13 protein-coding genes are annotated in these 14,777 nt (G+C 41.8%); 7 read left to right on the top strand and 6 right to left on the bottom strand.

What is annotated here, in order from left to right:
• The first annotated feature begins 27 nt into the window (after positions 1-27).
• The 4 genes from AC59JO_RS01290 to AC59JO_RS01275 are packed head-to-tail and all read left to right on the top strand — an operon-like array spanning position 28 to position 3,313.
• Positions 28-1,002 (top strand): cation diffusion facilitator family transporter, encoded by a 975-nt coding sequence (locus AC59JO_RS01290; protein ID WP_413668821.1) that lies wholly within the window; start codon positions 28-30, stop codon positions 1,000-1,002.
• The gene (locus AC59JO_RS01285) at positions 1,002-1,442 is read left to right on the top strand and encodes an NUDIX domain-containing protein (RefSeq protein ID WP_413668820.1); all 441 of its coding nucleotides are present in this window, start codon (positions 1,002-1,004) and stop codon (positions 1,440-1,442) included. Before AC59JO_RS01290 ends, AC59JO_RS01285 begins: the two co-directional genes overlap by 1 nt.
• Entirely contained in the window at positions 1,439-2,704 is a 1,266-nt protein-coding gene (bioA, locus tag AC59JO_RS01280) for an adenosylmethionine--8-amino-7-oxononanoate transaminase (RefSeq protein WP_413668819.1), read from the top strand. The genes AC59JO_RS01285 and bioA overlap by 4 nt, the downstream gene beginning before the upstream one ends.
• Positions 2,705-2,707: 3 nt before the next feature.
• The gene (locus AC59JO_RS01275) at positions 2,708-3,313 is read left to right on the top strand and encodes a hypothetical protein (protein ID WP_413668818.1); all 606 of its coding nucleotides are present in this window, start codon (positions 2,708-2,710) and stop codon (positions 3,311-3,313) included.
• A gap of 156 nt (positions 3,314-3,469) precedes the next feature.
• Here the strand turns inward: AC59JO_RS01275 and AC59JO_RS01270 are convergent, their stop codons facing one another.
• The 6 genes from AC59JO_RS01270 to AC59JO_RS01245 form a co-directional block, all read right to left on the bottom strand.
• Positions 3,470-3,679 carry a RelB antitoxin-like protein gene (locus AC59JO_RS01270; protein ID WP_413668817.1) on the bottom strand — a complete coding sequence of 70 codons (210 nt, stop codon included), beginning with the start codon at positions 3,677-3,679 and terminating at the stop codon, positions 3,470-3,472.
• Positions 3,680-3,713: 34 nt separating this feature from the next.
• Positions 3,714-5,591, bottom strand: coding sequence for an LTA synthase family protein (locus AC59JO_RS01265; protein ID WP_413668816.1), 1,878 nt, complete (start codon positions 5,589-5,591; stop codon positions 3,714-3,716).
• A 71-nt stretch (positions 5,592-5,662) separates the two neighbouring features.
• Positions 5,663-6,307 carry a hypothetical protein gene (locus tag AC59JO_RS01260; RefSeq protein ID WP_413318087.1) on the bottom strand — a complete coding sequence of 215 codons (645 nt, stop codon included), beginning with the start codon at positions 6,305-6,307 and terminating at the stop codon, positions 5,663-5,665.
• Positions 6,308-6,386: 79 nt separating this feature from the next.
• Entirely contained in the window at positions 6,387-8,489 is a 2,103-nt protein-coding gene (locus AC59JO_RS01255; RefSeq protein ID WP_497302854.1) for a ComEC/Rec2 family competence protein, read from the bottom strand.
• A 93-nt stretch (positions 8,490-8,582) separates the two neighbouring features.
• Positions 8,583-8,918: a MerR family transcriptional regulator gene (locus AC59JO_RS01250; protein ID WP_114940357.1), complete on the bottom strand. Its 336-nt coding sequence runs from the start codon at positions 8,916-8,918 to the stop codon at positions 8,583-8,585.
• Positions 8,919-9,077: 159 nt separating this feature from the next.
• Positions 9,078-9,278, bottom strand: coding sequence for a hypothetical protein (locus AC59JO_RS01245; protein WP_413668814.1), 201 nt, complete (start codon positions 9,276-9,278; stop codon positions 9,078-9,080).
• 138 nt (positions 9,279-9,416) lie between these two features.
• On the opposite strand from AC59JO_RS01245, the gene alaS reads away from it, so the two are divergent.
• The 3 genes from alaS to AC59JO_RS01230 all read left to right on the top strand — a co-directional run bounded on the left by alaS (position 9,417) and on the right by AC59JO_RS01230 (position 14,728).
• Entirely contained in the window at positions 9,417-12,077 is a 2,661-nt protein-coding gene (gene alaS, locus AC59JO_RS01240; protein ID WP_497302852.1) for an alanine--tRNA ligase, read from the top strand.
• A 388-nt stretch (positions 12,078-12,465) separates the two neighbouring features.
• On the top strand, positions 12,466-13,518 hold the full coding sequence (locus AC59JO_RS01235) for a UDP-glucose--hexose-1-phosphate uridylyltransferase (protein WP_497302850.1): 1,053 nt from the start codon (positions 12,466-12,468) through the stop codon (positions 13,516-13,518).
• Positions 13,519-13,663: 145 nt separating this feature from the next.
• On the top strand, positions 13,664-14,728 hold the full coding sequence (locus tag AC59JO_RS01230; RefSeq protein WP_413668811.1) for an aldose epimerase family protein: 1,065 nt from the start codon (positions 13,664-13,666) through the stop codon (positions 14,726-14,728).
• Positions 14,729-14,777: the final 49 nt, after the last annotated feature.

Raw genomic sequence — 14,777 nt, 5'->3', positions numbered from 1 at the left:
AAATTTGCGGCCTAATACCACCTTGCTTTGAATCAACAAAAAAGGATCATCTTAATTTCGCTGATAACGGGGATAGTGCTGATGCTGGCGAAATTTGGCGCCTACTTTTTAACAGCTTCCAATTTTGTATTAACCGATGCTGCCGAAAGCATCGTAAACGTAATAGCAAGTTCATTTGCTTTTTACAGCATCTACCTGTCGGCCCTTCCGCGTGACGAAAACCACCCTTACGGACACGGTAAGGTGGAGTTCTTTTCTGTTTTTATTGAAGGATCGCTGATTGGTATCGCCGGGTGTATCATTATTGTAAAATCAGTTTATAGCCTGTTCTTTCCTAATATCATCCATGATTTATTTACCGGTGCTATTATAATAGGTATTACCGGTGCTATTAATGGTGCCCTGGGCTATTACATGATCCGTAAAGGCAAAGAGCTTCGTTCTATAACACTTGATGCCGACGGCCGCCATTTACTGGCCGATACAGTTACAAGTGGTGGCCTGGTGGTTGGTTTATTATTGATTGAATTTACAAGAATTTTATGGTTGGATAGCGTGCTCTCCATATTGGTGGGCCTATATATAGTTTACAGCAGTTATAAATTGGTGCGTAAATCGGTAGGGGGATTAATGGATGAGGCCGATTTTCAGGTGGTGACTGATATTATACACGTTTTAAGCGAAAAACGTCGTGAGGCCTGGATTGATGTGCATAACCTTCGTGCGCAGAAATATGGGCATGAACTGCATATCGATTGCCATATGACCCTTCCAAGTTATTTTGACTTGAACACTGTACACACCGAAATATCAATGGTTGATAAGATGATCAACAAGGATATGGGTATTAAAACAGAGCTTTTTATTCATGCCGATCCTTGTTTGCCTGATTGCTGCCACTACTGTAGCATGCCCAATTGCCCTATCCGGTCGGAAGCACAAACCGAAACCATAGCCTGGACATTGGAAAAGGTTGTACGTAATAAAAAACACTTTGAATAATGGAATATTTTAATGTAAGGGTTTACGGCCTGCTGCTGAATGATGATGATGAAGTGCTGATAAGCGACGAACAGGAATATGGTATACGCTTTTCAAAATTTCCGGGTGGTGGCCTTGAACTGGGTGAAGGCCTGATTGATGGCCTTAAACGTGAGTTTATGGAAGAGTGTAACCTGGAAGTTGAGGTGGTGAGTCATTTTTATACTACCGATTTTGCGGTAAAATCGGCCTTTAATAATTCGCAGGTTATCAGTGTGTATTATATGGTGAAAAGCCTTACACCGGTTAATTTAAATATCAAAACTGTAGCTTTTGATTTTGATGGGGAAGGAGAAGTGCTGCAGGCTTTTAGATGGGTACCGCTTACCGCGTTAAGCACTGCCGATTTTGAATTTCCGACAGATAAACGTGTGGTTGAACTTTTGCAAAACGAACTATGAACCTTACCGAAAGGGATTTACAGGTAATATGGCATCCTTATACCCAAATGAAAACCGCGCAGCCACCGATAGGTATTGTGCGCGGGGAAGGGGCGCTGCTATTTGACGAAGAAGGCAAACAATACATTGACGCGGTATCATCATGGTGGGTAAATATCCACGGGCATGCTCATCCCTACATTGCGAAGAAGGTATCAGAGCAGCTTCATAAACTGGAGCACGTGATATTTGCCGGTTTTACCCACGAGGGGGCCGTTGAACTGGCCGAACGCCTGCTGGCAATTTTGCCACCAAATCAAAAGAAAGCTTTTTACTCAGATAATGGTTCAACCGCTGTTGAAGTAGCCATAAAAATGTGCCTGCAATACTGGCTTAATAAAGGCGATCAGCGTACTAAGATCATCGCTTTTAATAACGCTTACCATGGCGATACCTTTGGTGCAATGGCGGTAAGCGGCAGAAGCGCATTTACCAAAGCTTTTGATAGCTTATTATTTGAGGTGGAGTTCATCGATATACCCAACAAGGAAAATATCGAAAGTCTCAAATCTCAGATCTCAGCTCTCAAATCTCAAACCGCCTGCTTTATTTTTGAGCCACTGGTGCAGGGTTCAGCAGGCATGATCATGTATGAGGCTGAATATTTAAATGAGCTGATGACTCATTGCCGTGAGGAAGAGGTGATGCTGATTGCTGACGAGGTGTTTACGGGTTTCGGGCGTACAGGTAAACCTTTCGCTACAAATCATGTGGATATAGAGCCGGATATCATGTGTTTCTCAAAAGGGCTTACCGGCGGTACCATGGCTTTAGGCTTAACTACCTGTACACAGCAAATTTATGACGCCTTTTTATCCGACGATAAATTGAAGACTCTTTTCCACGGGCATTCATTTACGGCTAACCCGATAGCTTGTGCTTCGGCGCTGGCCAGTCTTGATCTGTTTCAACAGCCCGAAACAACGGAGAACATTGCCAGGATCAAAGCTGCCCATACGGCTTTTGCTGATAAGATCCGCAATCACCCTAAAATAAAAACTGTAAGGCAAACGGGCACGATAGTAGCTATGGAATGGGAAACGGGTGATAATACATCTTATTTCAGCTCGTTGAGGGATAAGTTGTACCATTATTTTTTAGCCGCGGGGATCATATTGCGCCCCTTAGGGAACGTTATTTATATTTTACCGCCATATTGCATTACTAATGAGCAACTCAATTATGTTTACGGCAAAATTGAGCAAGCTCTTGAAGAATTATAAATTATGCTGAACAAAATACTACCTACTATAATAGCCGATAATGAACTGCACTCACGCTGGTTAAATACATTGTCATTGATGGAAAATACCGGCGCGCGCAAAATTTCAGCAAGCGAAGACCCGCTTACCGTTACTTACATCATATTGAAGCACGCTGCAGAAGAGCACCGTCATGCCTTCTACCTCAAAAAACAATTGGAAAAAACTGGTGTAACGCTGCCAACTTATGCAGCTGAATACCTGTTGGCTCCTGGCTCAAGCAAATACTACTTAAACCAGCTGGATGTTGATGTTTGCCGTTATTTAAAAACAGAACTGAACCTGAAAGGTGCAGAGTTGCGGTTTGCAGCCTACCTGCTGGTTACTTATGCCATTGAAGTCCGTGCTGATGAACTTTACCCTATTTATCAGGATGCCCTTGATGAGGCAGGCAGTAAAGTAAACGTAAAATCGATTATTTTAGAAGAAGAAGGCCACCTGGAAGAGATGATTAACCAATTGCAGCATTTCTCGCCGCAATGGGAACTGCACGCTCAAAAAGCGGTTGAATTTGAAACCAAGCTGTTTAATCAATGGGTTGAGCAGTTGGGTAGGGAAATCGACCGTTGATTTTTTTGATTACGTTGATTTCGCTGATTTTTTGGAAATGACTTTGTAGAGACGCATTGTATGCGTCTTTTTTGTTAATCGTAAATGTTTTTTCGATGACCCAAATCCATCATAGCGCAAGTCTTGTGCGGTTGATTGTGGGCTGAGGACTTGTGATTATTTGTTATTTCGATTACTATCAATAATTCTGAATACCTCCTCTGCCGTTATGGATGATTCATTGGTGGCTTTTGCCTCATCATATAACCGGATATCTTCCAATTCGTCCAGCTTCGTCATGAGTTTTTCATAGTCGGCTATGGGTATAATTACAAACAGCCTTTTACCGGTATTGTCTGTGATATATTGATAGTTTACAGTAGTCATATTTTTAAATATACTGAAATCTCCTAATTACCACTCAATACCCCATATACTCCGTAAACACCTGCTGCAAATAAGCCTTACCATAGGTAAGTGCAGCTTCGGTGTTTTTTTCATCGGCATTTGGCTTGCTGTTGTAGATCATAGTACGGCCGGAGTTATCATATGATACAGCCTGTCCCGGTTGCATAAAACCGAAACCGTTATCCCAATCAAAAAAAGCAAAGTCTTTAGTGGCGGGGTTTAATAAATCTTTCGACCATTTAAACTGGTTGTGCGGCATGTCCAATTGCGACAGCAGCGTCGCTGCAAGATCAGTTTGCCCGCCAAGTTTACTGATCTTTTTGCCGCGGTATTCTGGTTTGATCACTTCTCCAAAAAACAACAATGGAATGTGGTATTTGGCCGGATCGTAAGCTTCAGCGGTATTACGGGGTAGGCGGTGACCGTGATCGGCTACTAAAATAAACAGCGTGTTTTTATACCAGCTTTGCTTTTTAGCATGTTCAAAATAGGCGTTGAGACATGAATCAGTGAAATAGGCCGTGCTCCTGAATTTGTTAGCGGGGTCACCGGTGGCGTCATCGGCAAAGTGGTGCTTTACCGGTAACGTAAATGGCTCATGATTGCTTGATGTTTGCACATAATTGAAGAAAGGCTGCTTCTGCCTGGCCGAATATTGCAAATTTTGGGTAAGCAGGTCATCATCATAAACGCCCCATTGTGTTTTTACATGACTATTGTCAAAGCTGGCTTCATCAACAATATGATCGATATTATGCGAAGTCATGAACTTATCAAAGTTCATGTAATTACTTTTACCGCCATAAAAATAGGCCGTTTCATAGCCTGCGTCTTTAAACGATGTCGATATAGCCGGAAGTTTTTTATGTTTAACGGTATCGCTGATAATGGTACGGATAGCCTGCGACGGGAAGCCGCTCATGAGGGCCACAATACCTTTATCGGTACGATCGCCGGCGGCATAAATGTTATTAAAGAACAGGCCGTTATTAATGAATTTTTCAAAGTTTGGAGCCACGCCTTTATCCCCGCCTAATGATTCGATCAGGTCGGCAGTATAGCTTTCCATTTGGATAATTACCACATTGGGACGGCTGGTGGTAAGGATTTGTTCTGTTGAATTGTTTTTAACGTTGTATAATTCTTCAACAGTTTTTGCAGCTTCATCCGGACGGTCATACAAATAAGGGTTATAAAGCGGTCGCAAATTTTCAAATACGTTATTAAACAGGTTCCATTCGGTATTGAGGGCACTTTGGTTCAGAATCTGTTTTTCGGAAAAATAAGCAGAGTTCTGGCTTACCGGCTTAGCTTGCAAACCGCCCCGCATCAGCACAAAATTCACAAATAGCAATAATGTAGTAAGCGAAACTTTGAGGCTTGGCCGGGCATAAGGCTTTTTAAATTGGTAGTTGATAATAAAATGTGACAATATGCCACCTGTTGCCAATAATGCAAGTCCAATAAAAATACATTTACCAACAGGCGATGAACCACTTGATGCTATGGCTTCTGAAGGAGCGTGATAAAATGAAGTAAATACCCGGAAGCTAACTTTTGTGCCCCACTCGCGGAAAATATTGAAGTTGAGTACGGTGTTTAAAGAGATGCAAAAAAGACAGAACCAAACATATGATTTGAGCCAGATGGGCTTTATTTGGACGCTGGGAATAAACCAGTTAATGGCAAATACAAGAATTGGAATGATACAGATATAGGCAGTTGCCGAAATATCAAGCCTTAAACCCCAGAAAAAAGTTTGCAGGATTTCGCCAATTTTGGCGCCGTTTAGCTTGTGCAGAAAATAGATCTCAAACGTAGCCCTCGTGATAGCGAAGAAGACGAGCCAAAAGACGAAAAATCTGAAAAAGCTAAAAAGGTTCCTTAACATTGGGGTAACAAAAATAGTATTTTGCTACAATGTTAAGGAACCTTTAATGAATTGTTAATGAAATATTTTGATTACCTGCCGCCACTCATAGCTTTCAGGTCATCCAGGGTAATCTTTTCAAAATCAGCGGGGATACCAAATGTGCCTGCCGGATTTTTTTGCTCAGTTATGCTTTTAACGGTAACCTCAGTGCTTTGGCCTTGTGAAAATGAGGTGTATTGTACCGGGAAGCCACCAACACTACGGTAGTATTTAGCAATAGCAGTTACAGGTACAGTAACATCGTTAGTTACCCAGATATCATAAGTTTTGTTAGCTTTTGCATCTGTAGCTACTACTTTTTTGCAGTTAAAGCCCGAAATTACTTTGGTTTCGGTGCCCGGAGCAAAAGTAAGGGTAGGCAACGACGCCATGGCCTGGTCAACCTCATCAGGAGTTGCAACTGCTGCTTTTTTGATAGATGCAACAGGTACATCAACCATTACAACCAATGATTTACCATCAGCATCAGTTAATATTTTAATAGTAGCCGGGCCGGTAGTAAATTGCATAGCGGCAGAATCGGCACGGAAATAACTTTTAGCTTCAACCTGTTGTCCCTGCATAGCAGTTGAGATAGTTACCACACCCTCTTTGTAAGCTTTTTGAGCATTTGCGCTGATAGCTGTTGCGGTAAGGGCAAGGCCTAAGGCAACGTTGAAAATTTTAATGTTCATGTTTTGAGTTTGATTTAATACAAAATTGACTTTTATTAATTAAAAGACAAATTTTAAGGTATGTAGTTTAATATGTTTTTCAATTAGATGCTGCCACGAACGATTTGTTACGTTTTAAAACCACATAATTTGTATGCAGGGCATGGGCCTGATCCACAATAAGCTGTACGGTTTTAGGGGTGTTTGTGGCATCAATAATTATGGTATGATATTCGTGATTTTTATTAACAATAGCAAGCTGAATTTTAGGATTGCCGGTAATATACAGATAATCAGTTTTTCGTTTTTTCAGGGATATGGTATCCGTATAATCCTTGTTTACGATAATTATAGACTGGGTTCGGAATTGGATAAAATTATCCTGTTTTCGCAAAAAGCCCGATTGGATATCCTGATTGGGTTGATATAAAGCAACGTCACTTATTTTACAGCTATCAAGATATGGCCGGATCGAATAATTGTAGTTTTTATCGGTATCAGCCAGATTACTTAATACAATAGCATGATTACCATTTTTAAATACTATCCCGGTGTTTTTACGCAGGTTTAAAAAGGCTATGCTGTTGGTGTTGTATGATCTATATTGTTTTATGCTGATGCTTACTGCTAACAAAAGTGTGAGTGCAATCGACGTTCGTAACAGCCAGGTTTTTCTATCGTACAAAAAGTAAAACGCACATATAATAATGGCATAAAGCAGCAGATATTCGGTTGCGGTAAGCCATATTTTATTAATGCTTGCAAAGGGTAAATGCTCAACCCAGGCCAGCACATAGTTCATCAACAGGATCGACTTTTCAAGGATCCAGGCAAGAGCAGTGGATATATAGGGAATTTGTGGTAGCAAAAGATAAGAAATCCCGCTGTACATGATAACAGCAGTAGGAATAACAATAAACAGGTTACTAAATAGGAAATAAACAGGGAACTGGTGAAAATAAAAAGCGCTCAGTGGAAAGGTAATAACCTGTGCAGCTATCGATACTGAACATAAGGCCCAGAGTTTGTCAACCCATTTATTGTTAATCGTAAACCATGTATAAACCACAGGCTGTAAAACAACAAGCCCCGCAACAGCAAGATATGACAGTTGAAAGCCAACATCGGTTATCAGCAACGGATTATATAACAATAGTATAAACGCCGATACTGCCAGGATATTTAAATTGTTGATATACCTACTGTACGTTTTGCCAACGATAACTGTGCTGATCATCACTGCTGCTCTGCAAACGGCTGGTGAAAATCCGGTAAGCATAGCATAATACCAAATGACAGGAATGATGATGATAGCTTTAATAAGCCGGCCATGTTTGACCCTGTTCAGGAAGCCCAGCATAAATGTCAGTAAAGCCCAAATGATAGCCACGTGTGCGCCCGAAACAGATAATACATGTATAGTGCCCGTTTTTGAATAAGCCTGCAGCACATCTTCGCTTAAATCGGCTTTGTAGCCTAATATAAGGGTAGAGGCTACTGCAATAGCGTTTGGATCATGGAGCTGCTGTTTTAGTTTCTGAACCATTTGCCGCCTTAATGTCAATGCGTTAGCTATGAAAAGGTTGCCTGTATTTGATTGTACCAAATGATATTGCCCGGGATATAAAAACTCCTGATAGTAAATATTTTGATGTGCCAGGTACTTTTTATAGTTAAACTCGGCAGGGTTAAAAGGCGGATCAATGGGGGAGTACTTACCGGGAATCAATAGTTCATCGCCATAGTTTAATTGCATTGCGGCACTGTCTTTTATAGTGATCATCAATGTGCCTGTTGCCGCAACCGGCTGTTTTTGATTAATGTTTGCAATTACGCTGGCGGTAAAACGGATTAACCCATTTTTAAGCTGGGGCTCGTTATTAATGCGCACAAGCTGTGTTTGTGCAGGGAGTTTGGAGAAATGGATGGGATTATTGAGTTCGTTATTGTTGATAGCAGCTATCCAGCCGGCAAGCAACAGCAACAAGTGAATGATTATTCCGCCTAACCATTGCTTTTTGTAAACTTTAAAGCGGGCATAATAAAAATTGAGCAGGAGGAACAGGAATAGCAGGCTTGTAAACCCAACAGCTAATGGCATTAAATACATGCCCGAACTGAAGCTAAGACCAATGCTTATACCTAATAAAAACGGAAGTAGTAAAATAACAACCGGGACCTCGCCCTTATGATTAGCGATCATATCTTAATTCCGGAATTGTTATTGCAGGTGACAGCATGGTTTATAGGTTAACCAAATTGGTTATAAAAATAAAGATAGTTTTTATGTGGAAAATTACAACTGGTCGCGTACCTCGAGCAGGAATTTTTTGAGGTTTTCGAGCGAATCGATAACGCGCTGATTATCCTTGGTATCACCCATATTGTTTTTAAGGTGCTCTTTGGCGCCGTTCAGGGTGTAGCCTTTATCGCGGATTAGGTGGAAGATGATCTTGAAATTTTCAATATCCTCGGGGGTAAAATAGCGGTTGCCCTTTTTGTTTTTCTTGGGCTGCAGTACATCGAACTCCTTTTCGTAAAAACGTATAAGCGATTGATTTACATCAAACATGGCCGATACCTCGCCCATGGTGTAGTACATCTTGCTTATTTCACGTTCTTTATAAGGCATAATACAAATGTATCTATTTGATTTCGGAATTGGGAATTTCGAAATCGGAATTTTGTATTAGCCTCTAATTTCTGCAGGTTTTGCTGTCGCCCGGCACCAGCCGGGTGTCAGCTATTTCACGGCCTCTGGCCGATGTCAAGAAACCGGCGTGCTAATGTTTTATTTGGTTTCGCTCCAGGGCAGGGAAGAGGCTTTGCCTGCTAAAAAATCGGCTTTGCGGCTGGCAAGGTCTTTAGCTTGCTGTTCAAGCACGGCGTCGCTTTCGTTATCAATACGGTAGTTATAATCCAAGCTGTCAAGAAATGCAAGGAGTACTCTTTTCTCCTGTTCGTTTTGAATATCTACTCTTAAAGTTTCCATGCACAAATTTAAAGCAAATAAGGTGAATTGCATTAATATGTATCGATGAACGGGAGTTAAATCCGTTACAATTAATAAATAAATCCGAAATCGAAAATCCGATATCCGAAATAATTGAAAATCCTATCTTTGCTCCCTATGACTGCTACTGAAATACGACAGGCTTTTCTTGATTTTTTTGTTTCAAAGGGACATACTATAGTTCCTTCGGCACCAATTGTGATTAAAAACGATCCAACCCTGATGTTCACCAACGCGGGGATGAACCAGTTTAAAGATATATTTTTAGGCGAGGCGGCGCCCAAAGCCGCGCGCGTGGCGGATACTCAGCGTTGTTTACGTGTATCCGGCAAGCATAACGATCTGGAAGAGGTGGGTATCGATACCTATCACCACACCATGTTTGAAATGCTGGGCAACTGGAGCTTTGGCGACTACTTTAAAAAAGAGGCCATAGCCTGGAGCTGGGAACTGCTTACCGAAGTGTATAAGCTGCCCAAAGACCGCCTGTACGTTACCTATTTTGAAGGCGACGAAAAAGAGGGCCTTGAAGCCGATACCGAAACCTACGAACTATGGAAACAGTATGTAGCTGAAGACCACATCCTTCGCGGCAACAAAAAAGACAACTTTTGGGAAATGGGTGAAACCGGCCCATGCGGTCCTTGCTCGGAAATTCACTTCGACAGCCGCCCGGATAACGAGCGTGCTGAAGTAAGCGGAGCCACATTAGTAAATGCCGACCATGACCAGGTTATTGAAATCTGGAATAACGTGTTTATGCAGTTTAACCGCCTTAAAGGTGGGGCATTACAACCGCTGCCTAATAAACATGTGGATACCGGTATGGGTTTTGAGCGTTTGGTACGTGTGCTTCAAGGCAAAACATCCAACTATGATACCGACGTTTTTCAACCAATGATCCAATTCATTGCCGAAAAATCGGGCAAAAAATATAACAGTGCTGCTAAACTTGGTGATGCTGACTGGAATGATGCCGTAGCTATGCGTGTACTGGCCGATCATATTCGCGCTATAAGCTTTGCTATTGCTGATGGACAGCTGCCGGCGAGTAATAAGGCCGGTTATGTAATCCGCAGGATCTTGCGCAGGGCTGTGCGTTATAGCTATCAAACTTTAGGTTTTAAAGAGCCTTTCTTTAATCAGTTAGTGCCTTTGCTGGCTGAACAGTTCAAGGGAGTTTTCAATAATCTTTTTGAGCAGAAAGACTTTGTGCAAAAGGTAATTTCGGAAGAGGAAGTTTCTTTCTTGAGGACTTTAGAAAAGGGTATCGAAATTTTTGAGGATTATGTTTGGAGGGCCAAAGCAATGGCGCATCCTGAGAAATTTGATCAAGTAGGCGCAAAAATAGCATTTGAGTTGTCTGACACTTATGGTTTTCCGCTTGATTTAACAGAATTAATGGCGCGTGAACATGGTGCGACTGTAGATGTTCAGGGCTTTGAAAATTTGCTCCGGCTGCAAAAAGAACGTTCCCGCGCTGCAACAGCCACTGATACCGGCGATTGGATCGTACTAAAAGATGATGAATCGGTTGAGTTTACCGGTTACGATGAAACCGAAACCATTGCCCACATAGTAAAATACCGTAAGGTAACTGCTAAGGGCAAGGAGCAATATCAACTGGTGCTGGATAAAACGCCTTTCTACGCCGAAAGTGGTGGCCAGGTAGGGGATAAGGGCGAGCTGGTTTTTCCTGATGGGGAAATCATCCTGGTTACGGATACAAAAAAGGAGAACGGGCTGATAGTTCACTTTACAGATAAGTTGCCCCAAGATATTGACGACGCCTTAACTGCCATTGTTGATCCGGCTTTACGCAGCCAGACTAACAGCAACCACTCGGCCACGCACTTGCTGCATGCTGCTATGAAACAGGTGTTGGGCACGCACGTAAACCAAAAAGGTTCGTTGGTTAATGCAGATTACCTGAGGTTCGATTTTTCGCATTTTGCTAAAGTTACCGATGAGGAGCTGGCGCAGATAGAGGCTATCGTAAACCAAAAAGTACGCGAAAATATTCCGCTTAAAGAAGAACGCAGCGTATTATATGCCGAAGCCATTACCAGTGGTGTAACCGCCCTGTTTGGTGAAAAATATGGCGAGTATGTACGAGTGATCACTTTTGATGATAACTTCAGTAAGGAGCTTTGCGGTGGTACGCACGTGAAAGCTACCGGGCAAATCGGTTTTTTTAAAATTATTGCTGAAAGTGCAGTTGCTGCCGGTGTTCGCCGTATTGAGGCCATTACCGGTGTTGCTGCCGAAAAATACATCGTTACCCAAAACGCCTTGGTTAATCAGTTAAAAGAGCTGCTTAAAAATCCAAAAGACCTGTCAAAAAGCATTGAAGGTTTACTGGACGAAAATGCCAAACTGAAAAAAGAGATCGAAAAATCGATCCTCGAAAAATCATCGGGCTTAAAAACCGAGCTGGCTGAAAAAGCAGAAGCTATTGGCGACATCAATTTCATAGCTCAAAAAGTAGCCCTGCCTAATGCTGATGCAGTTAAAAGCCTGGCTTACCAGCTAAAGGATATAGTTTCAAACCTGTTCCTGGTGCTGGTTGCTGATTTTGATGGTAAGCCAAGTATTACCGTAATGATTGCCGAAAACCTGGTGAAGGAAAAAGGCCTGCATGCCGGCAATATCATTAAAGAACTTGCCAAAGAGGTTAAAGGCGGTGGCGGCGGTCAGCCGTTTTTTGCTACCGCAGGCGGCAGCGATGTTAGTGGGTTGGATAATGTGCTGGTAAAGGCAAAGACCTTTATAAAATAACTCTCAATTCATACCTTGATAAAGACTTACGAAGTTTTTAAAACTTCGTAAGTCTGAAAGGCAACATCAGACTCTACAACTATACCTGTAAAAGCAAGGTGTAGAAGATTTCTCCTCACCTCAGCGCACAAACCCACTTCTGGCTCGTCGAAATGACATTTTTTTATTAATAATAAAATTAAAAAAATGTGTCTGAATCATAGGTAATCGATCCGGCGTTCATTCCTCCTTTTCTACAAATCCTATCAATCTTTCTACGATAAGTATTTATTCAGAAAAACGTGTTTTAAATGTATGGTTTACATTTATTTTTGCCACCTTTGAAATCGCTAAGGTATAACTGTCTACCTTACATGTATTAAGCCAATTATTACCTGATTTTAAACTAATGGACACTAATTTTGATCTTAAAGAGCATCCTCACAGTAGGTTAAACATTTTAACGGGCGACTGGATCCTGGTATCGCCGCATCGTACAAAACGCCCATGGCAAGGGAAAGTCGAAGCTACACAAGCCGATGACCGACCTCAGTATGATCCGGCTTGCTACCTTTGCCCTACAAACAAACGTGCCGATGGCAGCGAAAACCCCGACTATAAAGGCAGCTTTGTTTTTACCAATGATTATTCATCGCTATTGCTTAACACTCCTGAAGGAGGTTTAAACGAAGATGAACTACTGGTGGCTAACAGCCAAAAAGGTATTTGCAGGGTGATCAGCTTTTCGCCAAGGCATGACCTTACCCTACCACAGATGACCACCAAAGAGATCAGCAAAGTGGTTGATGTATGGCAATCAGAATTTGAAGACCTGGCCTCGTATCCATGGATCAAGCATATCCAGATCTTTGAAAACAAAGGCGATATCATGGGTTGCAGCAACCCGCACCCCCATGGCCAGATCTGGGCACAAAACAGCCTGCCGGTTGAAGTGGCCAAAGAAACCCAGCAACAAAAGCTTCATTTTGAGCAAAAGGGCACAAGTCTGCTGGCCGACTATCTGGCACTCGAACTTAAAAAACAGGACCGCATCGTTTTTGAAAACGACCATTTTGTTGTATTAGTGCCATTTTGGGCGGTTTGGCCTTATGAAACCATGATCGTCAGCAAAAGACATGTAACCAGTATCCTTTATTTTACCGAAGAGGAAAAACACGCCCTTGCCGACGCCATCAGAAGGCTGACCATCAGGTACGACAATATGTTTGAAACCTCGTTCCCATATTCAGCAGGTATGCACCAATCGCCGGTTAACTCGGGAGAGCATCCTTACTGGCACTGGCATATGCATTTTTATCCGCCGTTGCTACGCTCGGCTACAGTAAAAAAATTCATGGTAGGCTATGAAATGCTGGCCAATCCACAGCGTGATATTACTGCCGAATTTGCGGCTGAAAAACTGCGGGGTTTGAGTGAGATCCATTATAAAGAGAGGGGATAATGAAAAAACGCTATTTTTAAACCAAACTATAACCAAGCTATTTATGAGAAACTTAATTAAAGGTATTTCTTTAACAATTTTACCTGCTTGCAGCCTATATTTGGCTGCTTGTAATCAAAATTCAACCTCACAGAAAAACACTACTATGGCGGATAGCACCAAAACAACTGCATCGGCATTCGAAAAAACAATTGATGGAAAACAAACCCATTTATTTACCCTTAAAAACAAAAACGGCTTAACAGCTACTATTACCAACTACGGTGGGAGAGTTGTAAGTTTATCTGTTCCTGATAAAAATGGAAAGCTGACCGACGTTGTTTTGGGCTTTGATGATGTGGATGGCTTTGAAAAATCAACCGAGCGTTATTATGGCGCAACCATTGGCCGTTACGGAAACCGTATTGCCAAAGGTCATTTTAAAATTGATGGCAAAGATTACCAATCGTCAATAAACAATACACCAAACACGCTGCATGGCGGTAAACATGGTTTCCAGGAAGTGGTATGGGATGGCAAAATGATCGATTCATCAACTGTAGAGCTTACTTATCTTTCAAAAGATATGGAAGAAGGTTTCCCGGGTAACCTTAATGTTAAAGTCACTTACAGCCTAACTGATGATGACTCATTTAAATGCCAGTACGAGGCTACAACCGATAAAAAAACAGTTGTTAACCTTACCAACCACGCTTTCTTTAACCTGAATGGCGAGGGCAGTGGTACTATCCTTGATCACGTGGTGCAGATAGATGCCGACAACTATCTGCCGGTTGATGCAGGCCTGATCCCTACTGGTAAGCTTGAAAAAGTAACAGGTACCCCGTTTGATTTCACCAAGCCGGAAACCATTGGCAAACGCATTAATGAAGATAATGTTCAGCTAAAAGATGGCAAAGGTTATGACCATAACTTTGTGCTGAACAAACATGACCTGAGCACTCCAATAGCAACAGTTATCGGCGATAAAAGCGGTATCAAAATGGAGGTATTTACCGAAGAGCCAGGTTTACAGTTTTACAGCGGGAACTTTATGCAGGCTAAAAACGTGATGAAACGTGGTATTAAAGATGAATACCGTACATCATTTGCTATGGAAACCCAGCATTTCCCTGATTCTCCAAATCAGCCTCAATTCCCTTCAACCGAGTTAAAACCGGGTGATACTTATAAAACACAGTCGCTTTATAAGTTTTCAGTTGTTAAATAATTAAATGCCTTTTATAAGAGAAGTCCTGCCTAAAAGGCAGGACTTTTTG

Source organism: Mucilaginibacter sp. A5337 (genome assembly GCF_059690695.1).
The sequence above is the reverse complement of the archived record's forward strand: the minus strand, read 5'-3'. Positions and strand labels throughout refer to the sequence as shown.